The following is an 18,000-nucleotide window of genomic DNA, read 5'->3' as shown; positions in this document are numbered from 1 at the left end:
GGTAACTGATCAGATCGCACAATTTGGACTGAGTTCCCTTCCCTGAGAGATCTACTATTAGGAACAGCTATTTAGTTTAAACTCGGGGCTAAATGTTCTTCTGCTACGTTTTGTCATTGTGTCACCTGTTAGCTTCTGAGGTGATGATATCACCTCTAATCAGGTGGCCAAATTCACCGTACCACTACAATAAAATAGTATCTGATGTCGTAGCATCATCGATATTGACTAAGATCCAAGATCTTTTATCCCCTTGAACGTGAAATACATACTTCTCCACTTCAGTTAAACTCTTATAATCAATGATATAGATATTATCACTCACACCAGTCGTCTCTGAATGATGCATTTCATACAGCGAGTCATATATTTGCCCATTATAATCCTGTGGAAGGTAATTTATTAGCTGGTTTATAGCCTCTCTTAATTCTTTATTTTTAGTATAAAGCTTTATTGCTGGTATCATAATGATATCCCTTTCATTCCAGTCATGCCATAATTAAATTATGCATGTTGAAACAATATATTATGTGACATTGGTCCCAACTCAAAGAAAGCCCACTTTGTAACACGTTATTACAGAAACATTAAATCCCTCAATGTCTACATTTCAATCCAATACGTCAATAAAAACATCATTAAATGTATATATGATTAGGCACACCGCGGGTAAAAAAGGTATATTGAATCTATTTTATAAGCATAAATGTTATATTGAAGTTAACAGCACAGCCATGATTTAAAATTTGTTAACCAATAAATTAATAGGAAGCGCCTATTTTACTAGGCATTATTACGTTATAAATATACATAGATTAATGATAAATAAGTCAATTAATAACTGTTATGTTGTTCAATAAACGGTGTGATTATATAAATTTATTCGCTAGTCATATTGAAGATCGGCGCAATTAATCGTGCTTCTTATAATTATCATTCGTACAACAGTAACATCATTGTTTTCCACTTTTACAATCAATAATTATTTTTATGCAAATCATAAATGATTGCGATTATCCGCCTATAGTTAAGCTAGCACTTTGGCTTAGAGGGATCTTTAATGGCAACAGGTTTGTTTCTTTTTCAAAACGATTTAAGACTGCATGATAACTCGGCACTTGCCTTAGCAACTCAAGAAGCCGATCACCTTATCTGTGTGTACTGCTTACCGGTCAATAATGCTAATCGCTACCCTTACCATATAGATAAGCACGGTATCTACAGGAAGCAATTTCTCTTACAGTCACTCCATAATCTTGCAGAACAACTCAGTCATCGAGGCCAGAGCTTGCATGTCATACTGGACCATCCGCTGAATGTTATTCCTGAGTTAATCAGCCAGTACAACGTCTCCATGATTTATACCAGCGAAAATGCTGGTGTGTATGAGCAACGCAACTGGCACACGCTCAAGGGAAGGTACCCATATATTACGTTCCGTAAAATTGCGACACACACCCTGTTTGACGCAGTCGAATTGCCTTTTGACGTTAAAACATCGCTTCCACCTACTTTCAGCCAATTCCGTAAACAAGTCGATGAGTTAGAGATTCGTTCACCGATAACAACCATTGCTAAGCTGCCACCATCTCCAGGCAGGCTCAAAGCTTTTGATGTGGTAAGTCCAATGATTAACCCAAAGCTGTTAGCTGATTTCAATGGCGGTGAAAAAGCGGCTTTAAAGCATCTTGAGCGCTATTTTACTTCCAATGCGCCCAGTCGCTACAAATTGACCCGAAATGAACTTGACGGCTGGGAGAATTCGACCAAGTGTTCACCATGGTTGGCATTAGGGTGCTTATCTGCGAACAAACTTCTCAAACACTTAAGCCAATATGAAACCGATATCGAATGCAATGAATCTACTCAATGGATAAAATTCGAGCTACTTTGGCGCGAATATTTCCAATGGTATGCCCATTGCTACGGGTCAAGACTTTATACTTTTTCGGGAATCACATCGACGCTACCGCATACCGCCTTCTACCCCGAGCGATTCCGCCGTTGGTGTGAGGGAAATACACCCTATCCTATTGTTAACGCATTAATGAATCAGCTCCGGAATACCGGTTATATATCCAACCGCGGAAGACAAATAGCAGCGAGTTGCTTGGTGAATGAACTCAGTGTGGACTGGCGCTATGGTGCCGCCTTCTTTGAAGAGCATCTTATTGATTATGACACCGCTTCAAACTGGGGAAACTGGCAGTATATTGCAGGCGTCGGAGCCGATCCTCAGCAGGGCCGCCACTTCAATTTAGCAAAACAAACTGCGCTCTATGATCCTAGTGAAGAGTTTATTCGTAAATGGGGTGGAGATAAGTATGATGGCAATATCGACTCGGTAGATGCCTCTGATTGGCCTATACGCTGACTATTGGTAAAGGATTCGTACCGAAATGGCAAATATGCAACATAGAACACTCAGATTGATCTTAGGGGATCAGTTAAATGCTAATCATTCTTGGTATCGTACTGTCGATGACTCAACCCTGTACCTCATTGCAGAGCTTCATCAAGAAGCTGCATACGTCGCACATCATATACAAAAAGTCTCGGCATTCTTTGCTGCAATGGAGCATTTCGCGCAAGAGTTAAAACAGTTAGGCCATAATGTTATCCATCTAAATTTGGATCTGTCCGCACAGTTTGAAGATTTACCTTCTCTTATCAATGACTTGATTCTGCAATACAATTGCGAATGTTTCGAGTTCCAGCGCCCTGATGAATACAGGCTTTATGAACAGCTTCATTCTTTAGCAGGCTCCCTAAGCCAAGCGAATATTCGATGCAGAGAATATGATACGGAGCACTTCCTACTGCCGTTCAATGAGATCCAGGAAGACTTTCCACCAGGAAAGCATGTATTAATGGAGCACTTTTATCGCCGTATGAGGAGAAGGTTTGATCTGCTGATGGATGGTGACAAACCACTTGGTGGAAAATGGAATTTTGATAAGAGTAATCGTAACAAGCTTAAAAAGCATGAACTTGAACATATCCCTAGCCCACTCTGTTTTTCCAACAACGTTAACGATATTTTAAATAGAATTGCAGTTCACCAAGTTCGGACCATTGGTCAGGCTCAACCTCAACTATTGTGGCCAGTCACTACCGCCCAAGCTCAAGAGTTGTTGCATTTTTTTTGCCAGCAATGCCTACCGTTTTTTGGTTGTTTTCAAGATGCAATGACTGAGAAATCACCACACAGTTGGAGCTTATATCACTCTCGACTCTCATTTGCCTTGAACGCAAAACTTCTGTCCCCCACAGATGTTTTGAAGCAAGCAATCTGTGCCTATGAACAAAATAGTTCTATCGACTTAGCGCAAATAGAAGGCTTTGTAAGACAGATTATCGGTTGGAGGGAATATATCCGTGCAATGTATTGGGCCAACATGCCCAACTACAAAAAACTCAACGCCCTGAAAGCTGAACGAAAGTTACCAGATTTTTTTTGGACTGGACATACCAAGATGGCTTGTATGAAAGCCGCAATAACACAATCTTTGGATTACGCATACGCCCATCATATTCAGCGCTTGATGGTAACAGGTAATTTTTGCCTGCTAACAGGTATCGCTCCTGACGAAGTTGAGGAGTGGTACCTCGGAATATACATTGATGCAATTGAATGGGTGGAAATGCCAAATACTCGCGGCATGGCACTCTTTGCCGATAATGGCATTATCGCAACCAAACCCTATGCAGCCAGCGGTAATTATATCAACAAGATGAGCGACCACTGTAAGCATTGCAACTATGATGTAAAGACAAAAACAGAAGCAAATTCATGCCCTCTTAATAGTTTATACTGGAATTTTTTACATCAGCACGAATCATGGTTAGCGAAGAACCATAGAACAAGAATGATTTATCGAAGCTGGGATAACTTAAAGGAGCAAGACAGAAAGCGGATTATCGCCAAGGCGAATAGAATACTCAAAAATATAGATAACATTTAATTAAAGTGTAGAAGTACAATAAACACGACTAAGCGCATATGCGGCAAAAGAGCCAACACTCATCGCTGCGCCGTTCCCCCCTCAGTACCTTCCTTCAAAAGCTGATTAGATAATCTGTCCAGACCTAACCGCTGACATTGGCTATATGTAAGCAATTTTTAGTGGATATAACGTGACCTAAAACTGACGGCAATAAATATAAAAGTAAAATTACGCCAACTGTCGAATATATTTTATGCAGGCAAATAATTCCATGCACAAGAAAATATACAAAACTGACTACCACAACACGCAATGGAACATTGATCACATTTTGAAATATATTTAGTAAAGCACAATGCCAGGTTTTGGGAGCAATGTCACAAAAAGCCCTTTTGTTATTCAATATTATTATTATCAGGACTCAATCTATAAGGACAAAATATGATGTGCTGTGATACACCTTTTGCTCAACGCAAGAAAAGGAACCGATTAGAAAGGATACTTTATAACTCAATATATAAATGTAGCAACTGCGGCAGTATCATTAAAATACGCTCTTACTAGATCACTCTTTATAGTACTGTAAAAATAAACACTTCGTTGTATATTTAATTTTCCACTTACTTAAATCGAATTGTTCTTTGCCAAAAATGTTTTTTGAACACATAACAAAAATAGCTCACGCCAGTGAAAAATACTTCATTTGCGATATTAAGAAGGCTATATACGGCGTTTTTCAAGCGCCAGTGAACGTGATTCATCCTCATGGTCACCCAATACTCACGAGGCTTGCGACAATTCTAATTTAAACTGCCTATCGAGCAGCATTCGGCTTAATCCCAGCAGAAGTACCCATTTCTCAATACTTAATGGCACAAATAAATTTTGGCGCATTTATAAAATTGCACGTGAGATATGACGATTATTTTTGCAGGCATACTACTTCACCACGAAGCCAATAACTCTATATACCCAAGTAACCGTAAGGTACTTGGGTTTATTCGCGGCAAGTCCCTATCTATCACTGCTATACCAACCTCACCGACATTCCAAGCAGTTCGATGTAAATACGATATACTTATAGCCATGCTATTTTTGTGACACAGATAACACTTTTCTTCTCGTGTAAGTGTTCTGACATTAGTCATGTTGTTGGCGTTGGAGGTAGATGCGTGATGTTTTCGTTCGTACAAAGACTCTTTCCATTCTTCCTAGTTATTCCATTATTACTCAGCGGCTGTAGCTCTAGCCCTGACACTGTCAGGCGAAGCGGTGAATACAGCTTCTATGACTCAACCCAAAGCTTCATTGCTTTAACCGATACCCGACGAAACGGAGCGGTTGTCGATAAAGGTGTGTTTTACCCCAAAAATACGTTTGCCTATACCTACCGCTATTGTTCAGACAACCCTAAACAAGCGGCTAACGATATTATAGAGTACCAAGCATTAGCCAAGCGGGTTTGTGACACTAATGGAGGGCAACTGATTAATCAAGGCAGTGGCGCATGGTGTGTCAGTTCAGCCAATACTCCTAACGAAATGCCCTTGTTCTCCGCTAACATTACCAGCACAGCCCTTTGGGCCGATTTATGTTTGGATGGCCCGTTTGTCACTCTACGACTTAACGAAAACACCCAAGCTGACCAAAACCAATGGTATGAAAGTGCGCAGGTTCTTGGTTATGAGCCCTATTCTCCGCTGCGTCAATTGACACCTGCTAGCGCAACCATGTACACAATTAATCAACCTGCTTCACCAACAACAGCGCCATGGGGAGAAGAAAGCAAATACATCTATTCCAGTGTTGGAGCCACGGTATGCTTGTACGATCATCCACACCAAACCAATCTTGGCCATACCTATCGCGGACAAGTCTTTAGCGTTAATGATGGGCTCGTGAAGGTATCAGTAAAAGACAAGTTCAAGGGGGATATTAGAACCGCCCCCTCATTGGACAGAGTTAACTGGCACCGTTCTTCTTACATTACAGCGCCTGCCAACTCGTGGTTTGTTTGTTCTTAATCCGTACAAGGGCTAGTCTTATATCTGCACATCCTTCCAGTCACATGGGTTCCCTGTATGACTGGAAGTAGAAAAGTAGTTAACGCTGGTTTAAACGCAAAAAATTACCACCAAGATCATATAAAAAGACTCTCATTACTGACTTTCTCCTCATTTTCCCCTTCTGCGGTATATACTTCTAATGCTAAGCGGGAGGCTAAATATGTTTGACCGGGCACATTTTCTTACTTCGAATGAACATCCAGTACTAGATTTAGAGAAATGGCAGAAAACCGTCGATTTAATATCACAACTTTTCGACTGTACTTGCGGAGCTATCGTTCAATTACGCGATCAAGAATTCTTTACCGTTCGCACTAGCCAAAACAATGACAATTTTCTAAAACCCTCTGATGTTTGGCCGTGTGAAATGAACAGCTTCTGTCGGCATGTCATCGAAGAAGGTGACTCGGTTTATGTCGCTGATCCTGCTAATCACCCGACTTGGAGCCAAATACCCTTTGTGAAAGAAGGGCCCATTCGTTCGTATTTTGGTATGCCAATATACTGGCCTGACAACACCGTGTTCGGTACCATCTGCGCCATAGACACAAAACCAAGTGAGTATAATGGCACCCTCTTTCAACTTCTCAAACAACTAAAAGAACTCATTACCGCTGATCTCAAGCTCATTGATGCCTATGAACATTTGAAAATGCAGGCCCTCACCGATGAGCTAACCGGTTTATATAACCGACGCGGTCTCTCTGTGTTAGCCCATAAAATCATATGCAAAGCCCACGCAACCAACACCAATGAAAACGAAAGTGGATTACGAGAGCACACTGAATCCGTTGCTATCGCCTATTTTGATTCGGATAACCTAAAACAGATAAACAACCAACTTGGTCATAACTGCGGTGATATAGCGATCCAGACACTGGCAGCGGAGATTAGAAAACTCACCCGCGCCAGCGATATTGTCGCGCGGGTCGGTGGCGATGAGTTCATTGTACTCTCCCCAAATATCAACGAAACAGATCTCAGGGCTCGCTGCCAACAGATTGAGGTTAACTATCAAACAACCCTGGCAAACCACGAAGCCTTTGCAGACTACCCCAATGACTTCAGTGTCAGCTATGGCTGCTTGAGCGTACAGGGAAACGACTGTTTAGACCTCAACGAATTGTATATTCAGACCGATAAGCGTATGTATGCCAATAAAATGAGTAAAAGAAGCAACTAAACATCAAATAGTCACCATCCTTCGGGGATTTGAACCAAATGTTCCAGATGTAAAAAGGGCCTGCATTACTGCAAGCCCTTAGAATTTGGCGGAGAGATAGGGATTTGAACCCTAGATACGCTACAAACGTATGCCGGTTTTCAAGACCGGTGCTTTCAACCACTCAGCCATCTCTCCTTTGTGCGGCGTATAATAATGTAGGACTTTCTTGTTGTAAAGCCACTTTGGTTCAACTGCTCGCACAACAACCAAGTACAACACATAGCAGCCAAAAACTATGCACATCTAAGCCACTGCATCCCTAACTCTTCGATATACCGTTACCAAAAACAGTACCGCCGCACCACTCAGTAAACCAACAGCCGCATTCACAGATGCAGGAAGCATCAAGGCTCCGCCAGGTACAACGGAAGCTTGCTGAGCTAGGTGGTCGATCAATATATGGGAGTGTGGCATGCTGTGTACGACTATGCCGCCACCAACCAAGAACATCGCGATAGTGCCGACGATAGCCAGAAACTTCATCAGGTATGGTGCCGCTTTAACTAAACTCTCGCCAAACCCCCGTTTCAAAGTACCCGGCTCACTGGTTCGGGCAAGGTACAACCCGGCGTCATCCAATTTTACGATACCTGCCACAAGGCCATACACCCCAATGGTCATCAACAAAGCGATAACACAGACCACCAACACTTGGGTCAGCATGGCGGATTCTTGCACCGTACCTAACGCAATCACGATAATTTCAGCCGATAGAATAAAATCGGTTCGAATCGCCCCCTGAATTTTCTTTTTCTCAAACTCAACCAGATCTTCAGCAGCAGCCAACAACTCACGTTCATCACTTTCCTTTGGGCCCGCCGGATGAAACATCTTCTCTACGACTTTCTCAAACCCTTCAAAGCAAAGAAACAAGCCGCCGATCAGTAGCATCGGGGTGATTAACCAAGGCGCAAATGCACTGATCAATAATGCTGCCGGCACCAAGATCAGCTTATTGCGAAAAGAGCCCTTGGCAACGGCCCACACCACGGGAATTTCTCGTTCAGCACGAACGCCTGACACCTGCTGGGCATTCAATGCCAGATCATCCCCCAGCACTCCTGCCGTTTTGCGGGCAGCTACTTTACTCATTACCGCGACATCGTCGAGCACGGTGGCGATATCATCTAGCAGGGTTAATAAACTTGCTCCGGCCACTGAGCTCTCCTATATCTGCAATACTTTCACGGATATTCTAAACATAGCGAACCTAAGCACTTTTACTAGACAAGATTGAATCAAATTTGCCCTACAACCTTCCAGAAGTGAGAAAAAAGAGACTACCCAGCAAATGTCGGCAAAATGTGTTCAGCCATAATTGTCCCTATCAAGGATGAAATATGGAAGTTACTTGCCGTTTTTACCACGACTAAATCAAGCTCTTTTATGATAACAATTTCCTGCCCACCATAACCCAACGCATTCACGGCCTGATACTTTTTGCCGTTATGAATATATTGGGTGTTCCACCAGAAATAACTATATTTATAGCCCGGTAGACTAGTCGGCATAACCGGCGTTGTCGATGCTGAAAGCCAGTTGGCATCGAGCAACTGTTTACCGTTCCATTGCCCTTCATTTAGAACCAGATGACCCAGCTTCATCATATCTCTCGGGCGTAGCATCACACCTCCAGCGACATTGGAACGCTGATCGGTTTGCTTCATCCAATAGGCGTTATCAAAACAAAGTGCTGAGAGTGGTCCATTTTTAGCATAATCACTAACAGAGTCTGCTTTCGTCGCTTGTCGGATAATATCGCCAACCACAGACACGCTGCCACCACTGTAGGTAAACTTTTCTCCCGGTTTTTGGCTCATAGGCTGCGACAGGGTAAACGCGACAGAATCTTCACTGGCCATTTCCTGACTGCGCAGATTTTTGGGATCTTCATATGACGTCGACCACTCATCCCAATACAGGCCTGACGCCATCATTAACAGGTGCTTAAGGGCTATTTCAGACTTGCGGCCTGAGAACATGTCTTTGTATTTCGGAAGCAGCTCAGAAACAGGGGTATTCACATTGGCAATGTACCCTTGCTGGGTGGCAATGCCCGCCAATAATGAGGTAAGACTTTTGCTTACAGACTGAATCGTATGAGGCTCATCTGCCTTCCAACCATTGAAATACTTTTCGAAAACCAGTTTGTCGTCTTTCAAAACGAGCAAACTGTTGATATTGCTATAGTCTGTATCAGATTTTTCAATCTTAGATATTAATCCACTCATTCTTTTTGAGTTATTGATAACCTCATTTGTGGACTTATCTTGCTTCGAGTAGGGTTTCGCACAATGTTGGCCTGCGGCATGACTAAACCCTTCAAAATAAACATCATCACTATACAAGGCCGGAATAAACGCTTCTTCCGGCATATCTTCACGCACGTAGGTATATTGTTGTCCGAATAAATTAGTCACTTTATGCTGATATATACCATCGACTAACTGCTCAAACTTGCCACTCAATGGAATATTTTTATTTTTGGCGTTGAATTCTCCTTTATCGTTAACCACCAGCTCAAATGAACCCGTTGAGACCACCGCAAAGTAGCGTTCACCATGCTTTTTGATTACAGCATACGGGGTATAGGGGATAGCGGCATGATAAATACCGATATATGGATCAATTTTCGCAGAGTTCGCATAAGAAAAAGGGGACAGCAATGCAAACAGTGAAATAAACAACTTATTGAAAAGTGAAAGCCGCTTGTTTTTTTCTCCAGGCTAAAGTTCACAACACCGTCTAGACGGCAAATTCTCAGGACCATAATTTCTCCATTTTCTATGGCTATGACGTAGGTTGCCACTTAGGTATACCAAGCTCAGACGAATGATTACCAAAAGCACCAGTTAAAGTGGAATTTTATATATAATATCAACCTGTTATTATCCCTTGCTTAGAAAAAGGTTATTTTCAGCTGTGATTTCACATCTTCATTACCAAAGCCGGGAAAAATAGTTAACTAGCTCGCAAATATATTATTCCTACACTAAACTTTCGAACAGGAATTTTCTTCCTCTCTTTTGGGATCACTCTTTTTCTGCTCTTTTTCATGGATGCTACAAGACGGAATTGGTACCAGAATTATGGCAATTGCCATTGTGTTGATAGTGATGGTTGTGGCATCCATTACTTTTCATTTTCTAAGCCCATGGTGGCTAACCCCAGCGTCATCCAATTGGGGCGAGATCGACGGTGCCCTTAACCTGACCTTGGTGATCACCGGTGCGTTTTTCATTGTGATCAATTTAATGATTGCTTGGTTCGTGATCAAATAACGCCACCGCAGAGGACACAAATCGACTTACCAACCAGATAACAAACGCCTTGAAGCCTGGTTAATTGGCTTAACGACCGTTGCTATTATTGGTCTCTTAGCTCCGGGGTTGGTGGTGTACGGCAAGTTCGTTGCTGTACCCGATGATGCAAAAGAAGTTGAAGTTATCGGCGAACAGTGGAAATGGAGCTTTCGTTTTCCAGGTGAGGACAATCAACTCGGTAAATCAGATGTCCGTTTTATCAGTTCGACGAACCCATTAGGGCTTGATCCTGATGATCCGGCCTCTAATGACGATAAAATCATATTGAGCCCAGAGTTACATCTACCCCTATATTCTCCTTATAAGTTTCTGCTTAGATCCAAAGATGTCTTGCATGATTTCAACGTCCCGCAATTTCGCGCCAAGATGGATATGGTGCCCGGCACCGTCACCCACTTTTGGCTCACCCCAACCCGGCGTGGTACCTTCGATATCTTGTGCGCCGAGCTCTGTGGCGTTGGACATTTCAATATGCGCGGCAGAGTTGTTGTAGAAGATGACGCCCAATTTGGCCGTTGGCTTGCTAAACAGCCTACCTTTGCCCAAACCCAACAACCTGCATCAGAAGTAAATCAGCCGATCACCGACCCTGTCGAACACGGCAAAACACTTTCTGAAGTGAATGGCTGTATCGGGTGCCACAGTATCGATGGTAAACCCGGCGTTGGCCCAACTTGGCTCGGGCTCTATGGTAAAACCGAAATAATGTCTGATGACACGGAAGCACTGGTCGACGATGAATACCTCAAAGTCGCCATCCTCAACGCCAATGCCGAAGTAGTCAAAGGCTACCCTGCCATCATGCCGGTATATCAATTTAACGATCAGGAAGTGGCGGCTATCATTGCTTACATTAAGGCGGTGTCATCGCCACAAACTCATTCCAATGAAGCAGATCCCGGCGGAGCCGATAACGAGGGAGCAGAATAATGTTCGAAACCAGCCCCTACGCAATGAAGAAGCGTCCGCAATCTTTCTGGACCCAATATGTCTGGAGCCAAGACCACAAGGTTATCGCCGTCCAATATACGCTAACCGCCATTGCGATGGGTATGATTGCGCTGGTACTTTCATGGATCATGCGGCTGCAGCTTGGTTTTCCCGGCAAGTTCGATTTCATCGATGTCGACCTGTACTATCAATCGATGACCCTGCACGGCATGATCATGGTCGTTTATCTACTTACAGCCTTATTCCTGGGCGGGTTCGGTAACTATCTCATTCCCTTGATGGTCGGGGCTCGGGATATGGTTTTCCCCTTCCTCAATATGCTCAGTTACTGGTTCTACTTGCTGGCATCACTAATCCTAATCGCGAGCTTCTTCGTTACTGGTGGGCCGACAGGGGCAGGATGGACGCTATACCCCCCTCAAGCCATTATGCCCGGCACCCCGGGGACAGACTGGGGGATAGTGTTAATGCTGATCTCACTGGCAGTATTCATTGTCGCCGCGACCATGGGCGGTCTGAACTATGTCACCACAGTACTGCAAGCCCGTACAGAGGGGATGACCTTGCTCAGAATGCCACTCACCGTATGGGGGATCTTCACTGCTTCGGCTATGGCCTTGCTGGCTTTCCCTGCTTTATTGGTCAGCGCGATTATGATGCTGTTCGATAAACTGCTCGGTTCGAGCTTCTTTATGCCAGCGATATATTCCTTGGGTCAGCAGACAGGCTATGACGGCGGTAGTCCTATCCTGTTCCAGCACTTGTTCTGGTTCTTCGGCCACCCCGAAGTGTATATCGTTGCCCTACCCGCGTTTGGGATTGTCTCGGATCTCATCAGTATTCATGCCCGCAAAAATATCTTTGGCTACAAGATGATGGTTTGGGCTATCTTGGGAATCGCGGCACTCAGCTTTATTGTTTGGGCCCACCATATGTATGTCAGTGGCATGAATCCCTACTTTGGTTTTTTCTTTGCCACCACCACCTTAGTCATTGCGGTGCCGACGGCAATCAAGGTCTACAACTGGCTATTTACCCTCTGGCGTGGTGATATTCATCTCAACCTACCGATGCTTTTCGCTATCGCTTTTATGAGTAGCTTTATCATCGGCGGGCTAACCGGTCTGTTCCTTGGCAATGTGATCGTCGATATCCCGCTTTCCGATACCTATTTTGTGGTAGCGCACTTCCACATGGTAATGGGAGTATCACCGATTTTGGTTATTTTCGGCGGAATATATCATTGGTACCCGAAAGTCACCGGCAAAATGATGAAACCTGTGATGGGTCATATCCATTTTTGGGTCACCTTCCTTGGCACCTACGCCATTTATTTCCCGATGCACTACCTCGGGATCCTCGGCATGCCAAGACGTTACTACAACTGGGATGATTACAGCTTTATTCCAGAGTCGGCTCAATCCATGAACGCCTTTATCACGATTGCCGCTTTAATTGTTGGGGCTGCGCAGATCCTCTTTCTTATCAATCTATTCTGGAGCTGGAAGTTTGGCAAAGTGGCCGACAGTAACCCATGGAAAGCGACGTCACTGGAATGGTTCACCCCAGACACGCCACCTAAACACGGTAACTGGGGAGAAGAACTCCCTGTGGTTTATCGCTGGGCCTATGACTTCAGTGTCCCCGGTCATGACAAAGACTACATACCACAAACGCAGCCACCGGAAGCACCGCAGATTGAACCTGAGCCATCCTCTGCCTCATCCGGCGGGAGTGGCAGCGAGCCAACAGCAAAGGCCAATAAGGAGCGATCATGAACAAGCCACTACAAACGCTCACCCAAGATCCTGACGCTCGTTACGCCAGCCAACGCCAAACACCAACATCCACGGCGGTATGGTTGCTTATCGCCGTTATCACTATGTTCTTTTTCCTATTTACGGTTGCTTACCGGATCAGAATGACGCTGCCTGACTGGCAAGCTGTCAACGAACCTTGGCAACTTGCTGTCAGCACGGTGATGCTAGTGATGAGCTGTGTCACCATCCACCTGTGCTATCGCAAATCAGCACTGCTGCCATCATTGCGTGCCAGCCACACCCTGTTAATTTGGTCTGTCGCATTTACTTTGGGGTTTGTCTTTAGCCAACTGTGGGCTTGGCAAGCACTACTATCGGCCAACTTGGGCGTTGGGGCTAACCCAGCGGCAAGCTTTTTTTATTTATTGACAGGATTGCACGGGTTACACGTGCTTGGTGGACTCATTGCCCTGAGTTGGGTGGTTTTCCATGCTGGGAGCGGCCATCGCAACCAACTCTATCCTGCACTTAGGCTTTGTACCCGCTACTGGCATTTCTTATTATTCGTCTGGCTGTTTTTACTCGGCCTACTCCGACTGACGTAATGGGAGGTTCCCCCCATGCCTCGCTCTATTTATACCGATGACCACCCAACTCACCACGCGTGGGCATCAATAGTCAACGACTACTCTGCTGACAAAGCGGTTTTCAATGTTTCATCCAACAAAACCATGATGTGGATATTTTTGCTCAGCGATATCTTCGTCTTTGGCTGTTTTTTGGTCGGGTACATGGCAGTGCGTATGACAACCACCGAACCTTGGCCGATTCCCAGTGACGTTTTTGCCCTCACAATTGCAGGGCAATCTATTCCATTGGTATTGATTGCCATCATGACATTTATCCTCATCACCAGCAGCGGCACCATGGCTATGGCGGTTAACTGTGGTTATCAACAAAAGCGCGGTGCTACCGCCTTGCTCATGCTGATCACCGCTTTATTTGGCCTCAGCTTTGTTGGAATGCAAGCGTTTGAGTGGACTAAGCTGATAGAAGATGGCTTCCGTCCTTGGGAGAACGAGGCTGGCGCGACCCAATTTGGTGCCTGCTTTTTCATGATCACAGGATTCCATGGCTTGCATGTCTCCGTTGGGGTGATTTATCTGCTTATTGTGGCTTGGAAAGTCTGGCGGGGAGATTATGAGTGTCGAGGAAGCAGTAAACAACAAAGCAATTATGAAATCGTTGAAATCGCTGGCTTGTACTGGCACTTCGTCGACCTAGTCTGGGTCTTCATCTTTGCGTTTTTCTATCTCTGGTAGCGAACTCCTAAAGGAGGACACGCATATGACTAGCTCAACCAAAACTAACACACAGCAAAAACACCCCATAAGCCTTTACTTGGGGATCTGGTTGCTCCTGTTTGCATTGAGTGCCTTATCTTATATGGTGGATTTCTACCAGTTAGAAGGAATGCTGAGATGGAGTTTGATATTGCTCTTTATGGCTATTAAAGCAGGTCTAATTGCCTGTATCTTCATGCACATGCTATGGGAGCGGATGGCATTGATCTGCACTATATTCCTGCCACCTCTGGTACTCTTGGTGCTTATCGCCCTAATGATCAGCGAAGCTGATTATATCTTTGCACTTCGGGAGATGTTCTTCAGTTAACCGCCAGCCTATGCCTATAGAGTTATTTTGCTTCGATACGGTAAAATGCAGGCAATGAAGGTGGGGCAGCCTGCCAAGCGTTGCCCCCCTGCATTTTTTGATAACTATAACCAAATAGTGCTGTCATAAACTCTCCACTATAAGGTGAAGCCTCTTCCGGCGCTTCAAAGTCTTCATCAATATACGCTAAGTTGAAATTCATGCCCTGTTGGTGAGCATTATGGTAAATATGCTCAACATCTCCTATCGCCTGATTAAGCATTAAGGTATTGATTGCCCTCTCGCTGATATGACTCAATCGGTAAGAAACCGGTTGAAAATCAGACTTTAGACTACCGTTTCGAATAACATAGAGATTTTGTTCTACTTTAATATCACTCAAATCGACCCATGATGGGGTAAAAAAGACTTGGCGTACCACCCCACCATCGACATGCAGTTCATCGAAATGTTGACCGCCTTGTTCAAATTCGATTTTCCTGGCCGGAAATGCCCCCGGTACTGAACTACTTGCAATGATTAACTCTTGGATCAATTCTGTCGCTTGTGGCGTGCCATAATTGGCAATTCTGCCAATATTCCACAAAGCCAAACGTTGGTTGTCAATATTGGCAGTCCCAATTATCAGTTGCCGGCCACTTTCGGTCTGCTTCGCAATCTCACGGACTAAATCATCGGTCACAATTTGACGGACTTTTTGCTCAAACGGAGAGGTATCAAGAATCGACTGGTGCCTAACAAGAGAAAATAAATTTCTGTAGCGAAAAAGGTCATTAAAGTCTGTCTCTGTGTACAGTTCAGTCAGCACATCATCATAATCACTGCCAAGAAAGGCAAACACAGAAACGATTGCCCCTGTCGAGATCCCAGTGACAACATCAAAATGCGGCCTATCGCCTTGTTCAGTCCAAGCCGTCAAAATACCGGCTGAAAATGCACCATTGAACCCACCTCCCGATAAGGCCAAGTAGTTTAAGCTTGGCTTATTCTGATGCTCCTCGATCCAACTGTCCGTGTTGGTTTGGATCATGGCATTTAACCCTTCAGGATTAAATTCATCCCACATCCGGATCTCCTCAAATGAATGAGGCATCATGGTATAAGTTAGAGGATCAGCACTGCGCTCCGTACTGCTGCAGGCAGAGAGTAAAACCACTAACAATAATCCTACCCAGCGCTGCATCATTCACCCCCTCCATTTCCACTACCAATATTGTATTGGCAGTGGCTGTCGCAATACTGAATAAAGCTTTGAATATGATATAGGAAAACCCCAAAACAAATAAAAAAACCCGCCAAAGCAATCACTTTGGCGGGCTTATATTTAAATCAGATGATTTCTATTAGAACCAAGATACAATCTTATCCATTTAAAACCCTTCGATCGGGCATGAATCGATATCGAGCAATGCCGCAGCTGTCATGGCTAACTGGAGTTAATTCATCTTTATAAATTGGTATTTATCGCGAATTTGTGAGTTAAAGTAGCCCCCCTTTGAACCCGCCTCATGGAAACCCTCTAGGACGTTGCGAGGTACGTATACATAGCGGTATGACGAGTTGTCGTGAAACTCAATGTCCAACACTTCGCTATGAATACTGTACCCATAACTATTGATAGATGAGCTATTTGCCCTATGTTGTTCTGTGAGCGGCATAGGGACGAATTGCCGTGCAATATCTTTGATGCTTATTGATGCCCTATGGCTCTGCCCTTGCTTATCGAGATAGGACGTTGTGAGTGCATGTCCAGTCCAGTCACTAAAGGTAAACGAGTTATTATAATTTGCCGGAACAGCGCCTAGTGTGTGTCTAACAGCGGCCATAATAAAATCATTATCGTTAGTAATATGGTCTACCAATTCTGGGAAATAATACTGACCAGTTGTTCCACCGACAGAGCTCGTTGGCAATGCAAAGCCGAAATACCCAAGCATCGGATACTGAAGCAATGTAGAACCATCTTGGTATGTAAATGAACTATACATACCATCAAGGAGAGCGTTAGCATAGAAATTACCTTGGCTATGCCCAATTATCATGGTCCTCTTACATTCATTTAGCAGGCTGGTTAACTTAGCAACAGAGCGGGTATATGTGCCATCCTGACCATAGGTATTGTCAATTTCAGCCAAAATACTATTAAGTACAGTGGTAGTTTCAGTAACATCATCTTGCAACGATTCCGCTGCTTCGAAGCCGCTAAACAAACTCGCTATCTCGGCTTGTGAGGCCTCGCTGACGCTTAATTCAGAAAACTTATGTTTAGCCACCTGCTCAAATTGCGATAAGAAAGATTCACTTGGATTGTGCTCACCATCGACGATAACGCCTGAATTCGTCACGTCCAATTCAGCGAGATTTTGGCCATAAAAGCGTTTTATTTCTAGTATGTTTTGAGAAAATGCCTCGCTGTTCGTGAACATTCCATTTACATAAAACAGGTTAAACTTATCCACATTTTGGGTGCAGTTAGCGTACGTATACGACGAAGGAACCAGAGCGGATAGTATTAGTAATAAGTGTCTCATTTTCGTCCCTTTTAATCGTAAATTGCACAGTCTTCTTCTGAAACTTCTTTAGGCCTTTCATGGTTGTTGGCCTCAAGCAGTTTCACTTGAGCTTTGCGGTATGCTGCTGATCTATCGATTGTTGTGAAATACAATCGATTTACAGAGATGTATTTACGATCGGCTTTTTTCTTTTGGTAAATACAGCTATAAATGAATGATGACTCGTATAAGGCGTCGCTTGCGAATTTCTTAGATATCGGTTCGTCAGAAAAGAAAACTTCCGTCATTAAACGCCATTGGATGGCAGCGGCACTGGCTAGCTTGATATCGCCTTCTGAACTGTAGTTTTCGGCGATGATAGTTTCAAATTCATCGCTGATACCGTTTTTATTCGTATCTTTACCTAGAATGGCTTCCTTACTTTCTGGGTCTGGTTTTTCCGTCGGTGGATCTACGGGTTTGACATGGCGTTGTTGAACAAATCCTGGGAACCTTTTGGTAGCGCGATGATCTGATCCCTCGACACAGTGAAGGGAGCAGA

The 18,000-nt window shown here is 44.1% G+C and carries 16 protein-coding genes and 1 tRNA gene; 10 read left to right on the top strand and 7 right to left on the bottom strand.

All coding sequences use genetic code 11. From position 1 onward, the window contains the following. Positions 1 to 184: 184 nt before the first annotated feature. A complete protein-coding gene (locus tag NHN17_RS22840) occupies positions 185 to 466 on the bottom strand; it encodes a hypothetical protein (RefSeq protein WP_255044963.1) in 282 nt (93 codons plus the stop codon). Between the two features lie 594 nt (positions 467 to 1,060). Here NHN17_RS22840 and NHN17_RS22835 point away from each other — a divergent pair. The 4 genes from NHN17_RS22835 (at position 1,061) to NHN17_RS22820 (ending at position 7,196) form a co-directional block, all read left to right on the top strand. Beyond that, complete coding sequence (locus NHN17_RS22835; RefSeq protein WP_255044962.1) at positions 1,061 to 2,374, top strand: DASH family cryptochrome; 1,314 nt, start codon at positions 1,061 to 1,063, stop codon at positions 2,372 to 2,374. Positions 2,375 to 2,408: 34 nt separating this feature from the next. Continuing rightward, positions 2,409 to 3,965: a cryptochrome/photolyase family protein gene (locus tag NHN17_RS22830; RefSeq protein ID WP_255044964.1), complete on the top strand. Its 1,557-nt coding sequence runs from the start codon at positions 2,409 to 2,411 to the stop codon at positions 3,963 to 3,965. Positions 3,966 to 5,122: 1,157 nt separating this feature from the next. After that, a complete protein-coding gene (locus NHN17_RS22825) occupies positions 5,123 to 5,971 on the top strand; it encodes a hypothetical protein (protein WP_255044961.1) in 849 nt (282 codons plus the stop codon). 202 nt (positions 5,972 to 6,173) lie between these two features. Beyond that, positions 6,174 to 7,196 carry a sensor domain-containing diguanylate cyclase gene (locus NHN17_RS22820; protein ID WP_255044957.1) on the top strand — a complete coding sequence of 341 codons (1,023 nt, stop codon included), beginning with the start codon at positions 6,174 to 6,176 and terminating at the stop codon, positions 7,194 to 7,196. Between the two features lie 86 nt (positions 7,197 to 7,282). Here the strand turns inward: NHN17_RS22820 and NHN17_RS22815 are convergent. From NHN17_RS22815 to NHN17_RS22805, 3 genes are all read right to left on the bottom strand, one after another. Further along, positions 7,283 to 7,373: transfer RNA gene (locus NHN17_RS22815), tRNA-Ser, on the bottom strand. Positions 7,374 to 7,481: 108 nt separating this feature from the next. Beyond that, positions 7,482 to 8,396: a DUF808 domain-containing protein gene (locus tag NHN17_RS22810; protein WP_255044956.1), complete on the bottom strand. Its 915-nt coding sequence runs from the start codon at positions 8,394 to 8,396 to the stop codon at positions 7,482 to 7,484. 122 nt (positions 8,397 to 8,518) lie between these two features. After that, positions 8,519 to 9,925, bottom strand: coding sequence for a serine hydrolase domain-containing protein (locus NHN17_RS22805; protein WP_255044954.1), 1,407 nt, complete (start codon positions 9,923 to 9,925; stop codon positions 8,519 to 8,521). A 402-nt stretch (positions 9,926 to 10,327) separates the two neighbouring features. Here NHN17_RS22805 and NHN17_RS22800 point away from each other — a divergent pair, with 402 nt between their 5' ends. From NHN17_RS22800 to NHN17_RS22775, 6 genes are all read left to right on the top strand, one after another. Continuing rightward, entirely contained in the window at positions 10,328 to 10,519 is a 192-nt protein-coding gene (locus NHN17_RS22800; protein WP_255044953.1) for a cytochrome c oxidase subunit II, read from the top strand. A gap of 114 nt (positions 10,520 to 10,633) precedes the next feature. After that, on the top strand, positions 10,634 to 11,491 hold the full coding sequence (locus NHN17_RS22795; protein ID WP_255044952.1) for a c-type cytochrome: 858 nt from the start codon (positions 10,634 to 10,636) through the stop codon (positions 11,489 to 11,491). Then, positions 11,491 to 13,290 carry a cytochrome c oxidase subunit I gene (gene ctaD, locus NHN17_RS22790; protein WP_255044951.1) on the top strand — a complete coding sequence of 600 codons (1,800 nt, stop codon included), beginning with the start codon at positions 11,491 to 11,493 and terminating at the stop codon, positions 13,288 to 13,290. The genes NHN17_RS22795 and ctaD overlap by 1 nt, the downstream gene beginning before the upstream one ends. Then, a complete protein-coding gene (locus tag NHN17_RS22785) occupies positions 13,287 to 13,877 on the top strand; it encodes a cytochrome c oxidase subunit 3 (RefSeq protein ID WP_255044950.1) in 591 nt (196 codons plus the stop codon). Before ctaD ends, NHN17_RS22785 begins: the two co-directional genes overlap by 4 nt. Positions 13,878 to 13,892: 15 nt before the next feature. After that, complete coding sequence (locus NHN17_RS22780; protein ID WP_255044949.1) at positions 13,893 to 14,594, top strand: heme-copper oxidase subunit III family protein; 702 nt, start codon at positions 13,893 to 13,895, stop codon at positions 14,592 to 14,594. A 25-nt stretch (positions 14,595 to 14,619) separates the two neighbouring features. After that, positions 14,620 to 14,946 (top strand): cytochrome C oxidase subunit IV family protein, encoded by a 327-nt coding sequence (locus tag NHN17_RS22775; RefSeq protein WP_255044948.1) that lies wholly within the window; start codon positions 14,620 to 14,622, stop codon positions 14,944 to 14,946. A 22-nt stretch (positions 14,947 to 14,968) separates the two neighbouring features. Here NHN17_RS22775 and NHN17_RS22770 read toward each other — a convergent pair whose 3' ends face one another. The 3 genes from NHN17_RS22770 to NHN17_RS22760 all read right to left on the bottom strand — a co-directional run. Then, positions 14,969 to 16,132 (bottom strand): patatin-like phospholipase family protein, encoded by a 1,164-nt coding sequence (locus NHN17_RS22770; RefSeq protein ID WP_255044947.1) that lies wholly within the window; start codon positions 16,130 to 16,132, stop codon positions 14,969 to 14,971. A 250-nt stretch (positions 16,133 to 16,382) separates the two neighbouring features. Continuing rightward, positions 16,383 to 17,405, bottom strand: a complete 1,023-nt coding sequence (locus NHN17_RS26000) for a KTSC domain-containing protein (RefSeq protein ID WP_255044946.1) — start codon at positions 17,403 to 17,405, stop codon at positions 16,383 to 16,385. Between the two features lie 83 nt (positions 17,406 to 17,488). Continuing rightward, on the bottom strand, positions 17,489 to 18,000 hold a 512-nt coding region (locus NHN17_RS22760; protein ID WP_255044945.1), incomplete at its 5' end, for a hypothetical protein.

The sequence above is a fragment of the Photobacterium pectinilyticum genome, assembly GCF_024357955.1.
Classification (GTDB): Bacteria; Pseudomonadota; Gammaproteobacteria; order Enterobacterales; family Vibrionaceae; genus Photobacterium; species Photobacterium pectinilyticum.
The sequence above is the reverse complement of the archived record's forward strand: the minus strand, read 5'-3'. Positions and strand labels throughout refer to the sequence as shown.

Excerpts from the sequence above, each read along its gene's own strand:
- NHN17_RS22840 (WP_255044963.1), bottom strand. The coding sequence starts at position 466 with ATGATACCAGCAATAAAGCTTTATACTAAAAATAAAGAATTAAGAGAG.
- NHN17_RS22835 (WP_255044962.1), top strand. The coding sequence starts at position 1,061 with ATGGCAACAGGTTTGTTTCTTTTTCAAAACGATTTAAGACTGCATGAT.
- NHN17_RS22830 (WP_255044964.1), top strand. The coding sequence starts at position 2,409 with ATGCAACATAGAACACTCAGATTGATCTTAGGGGATCAGTTAAATGCT.
- NHN17_RS22825 (WP_255044961.1), top strand. The coding sequence starts at position 5,123 with ATGTTTTCGTTCGTACAAAGACTCTTTCCATTCTTCCTAGTTATTCCA.
- NHN17_RS22820 (WP_255044957.1), top strand. The coding sequence starts at position 6,174 with ATGTTTGACCGGGCACATTTTCTTACTTCGAATGAACATCCAGTACTA.
- NHN17_RS22800 (WP_255044953.1), top strand. The coding sequence starts at position 10,328 with ATGGCAATTGCCATTGTGTTGATAGTGATGGTTGTGGCATCCATTACT.
- ctaD (WP_255044951.1), top strand. The coding sequence starts at position 11,491 with ATGTTCGAAACCAGCCCCTACGCAATGAAGAAGCGTCCGCAATCTTTC.
- NHN17_RS22785 (WP_255044950.1), top strand. The coding sequence starts at position 13,287 with ATGAACAAGCCACTACAAACGCTCACCCAAGATCCTGACGCTCGTTAC.
- NHN17_RS22780 (WP_255044949.1), top strand. The coding sequence starts at position 13,893 with ATGCCTCGCTCTATTTATACCGATGACCACCCAACTCACCACGCGTGG.
- NHN17_RS22775 (WP_255044948.1), top strand. The coding sequence starts at position 14,620 with ATGACTAGCTCAACCAAAACTAACACACAGCAAAAACACCCCATAAGC.
- NHN17_RS22770 (WP_255044947.1), bottom strand. The coding sequence starts at position 16,132 with ATGATGCAGCGCTGGGTAGGATTATTGTTAGTGGTTTTACTCTCTGCC.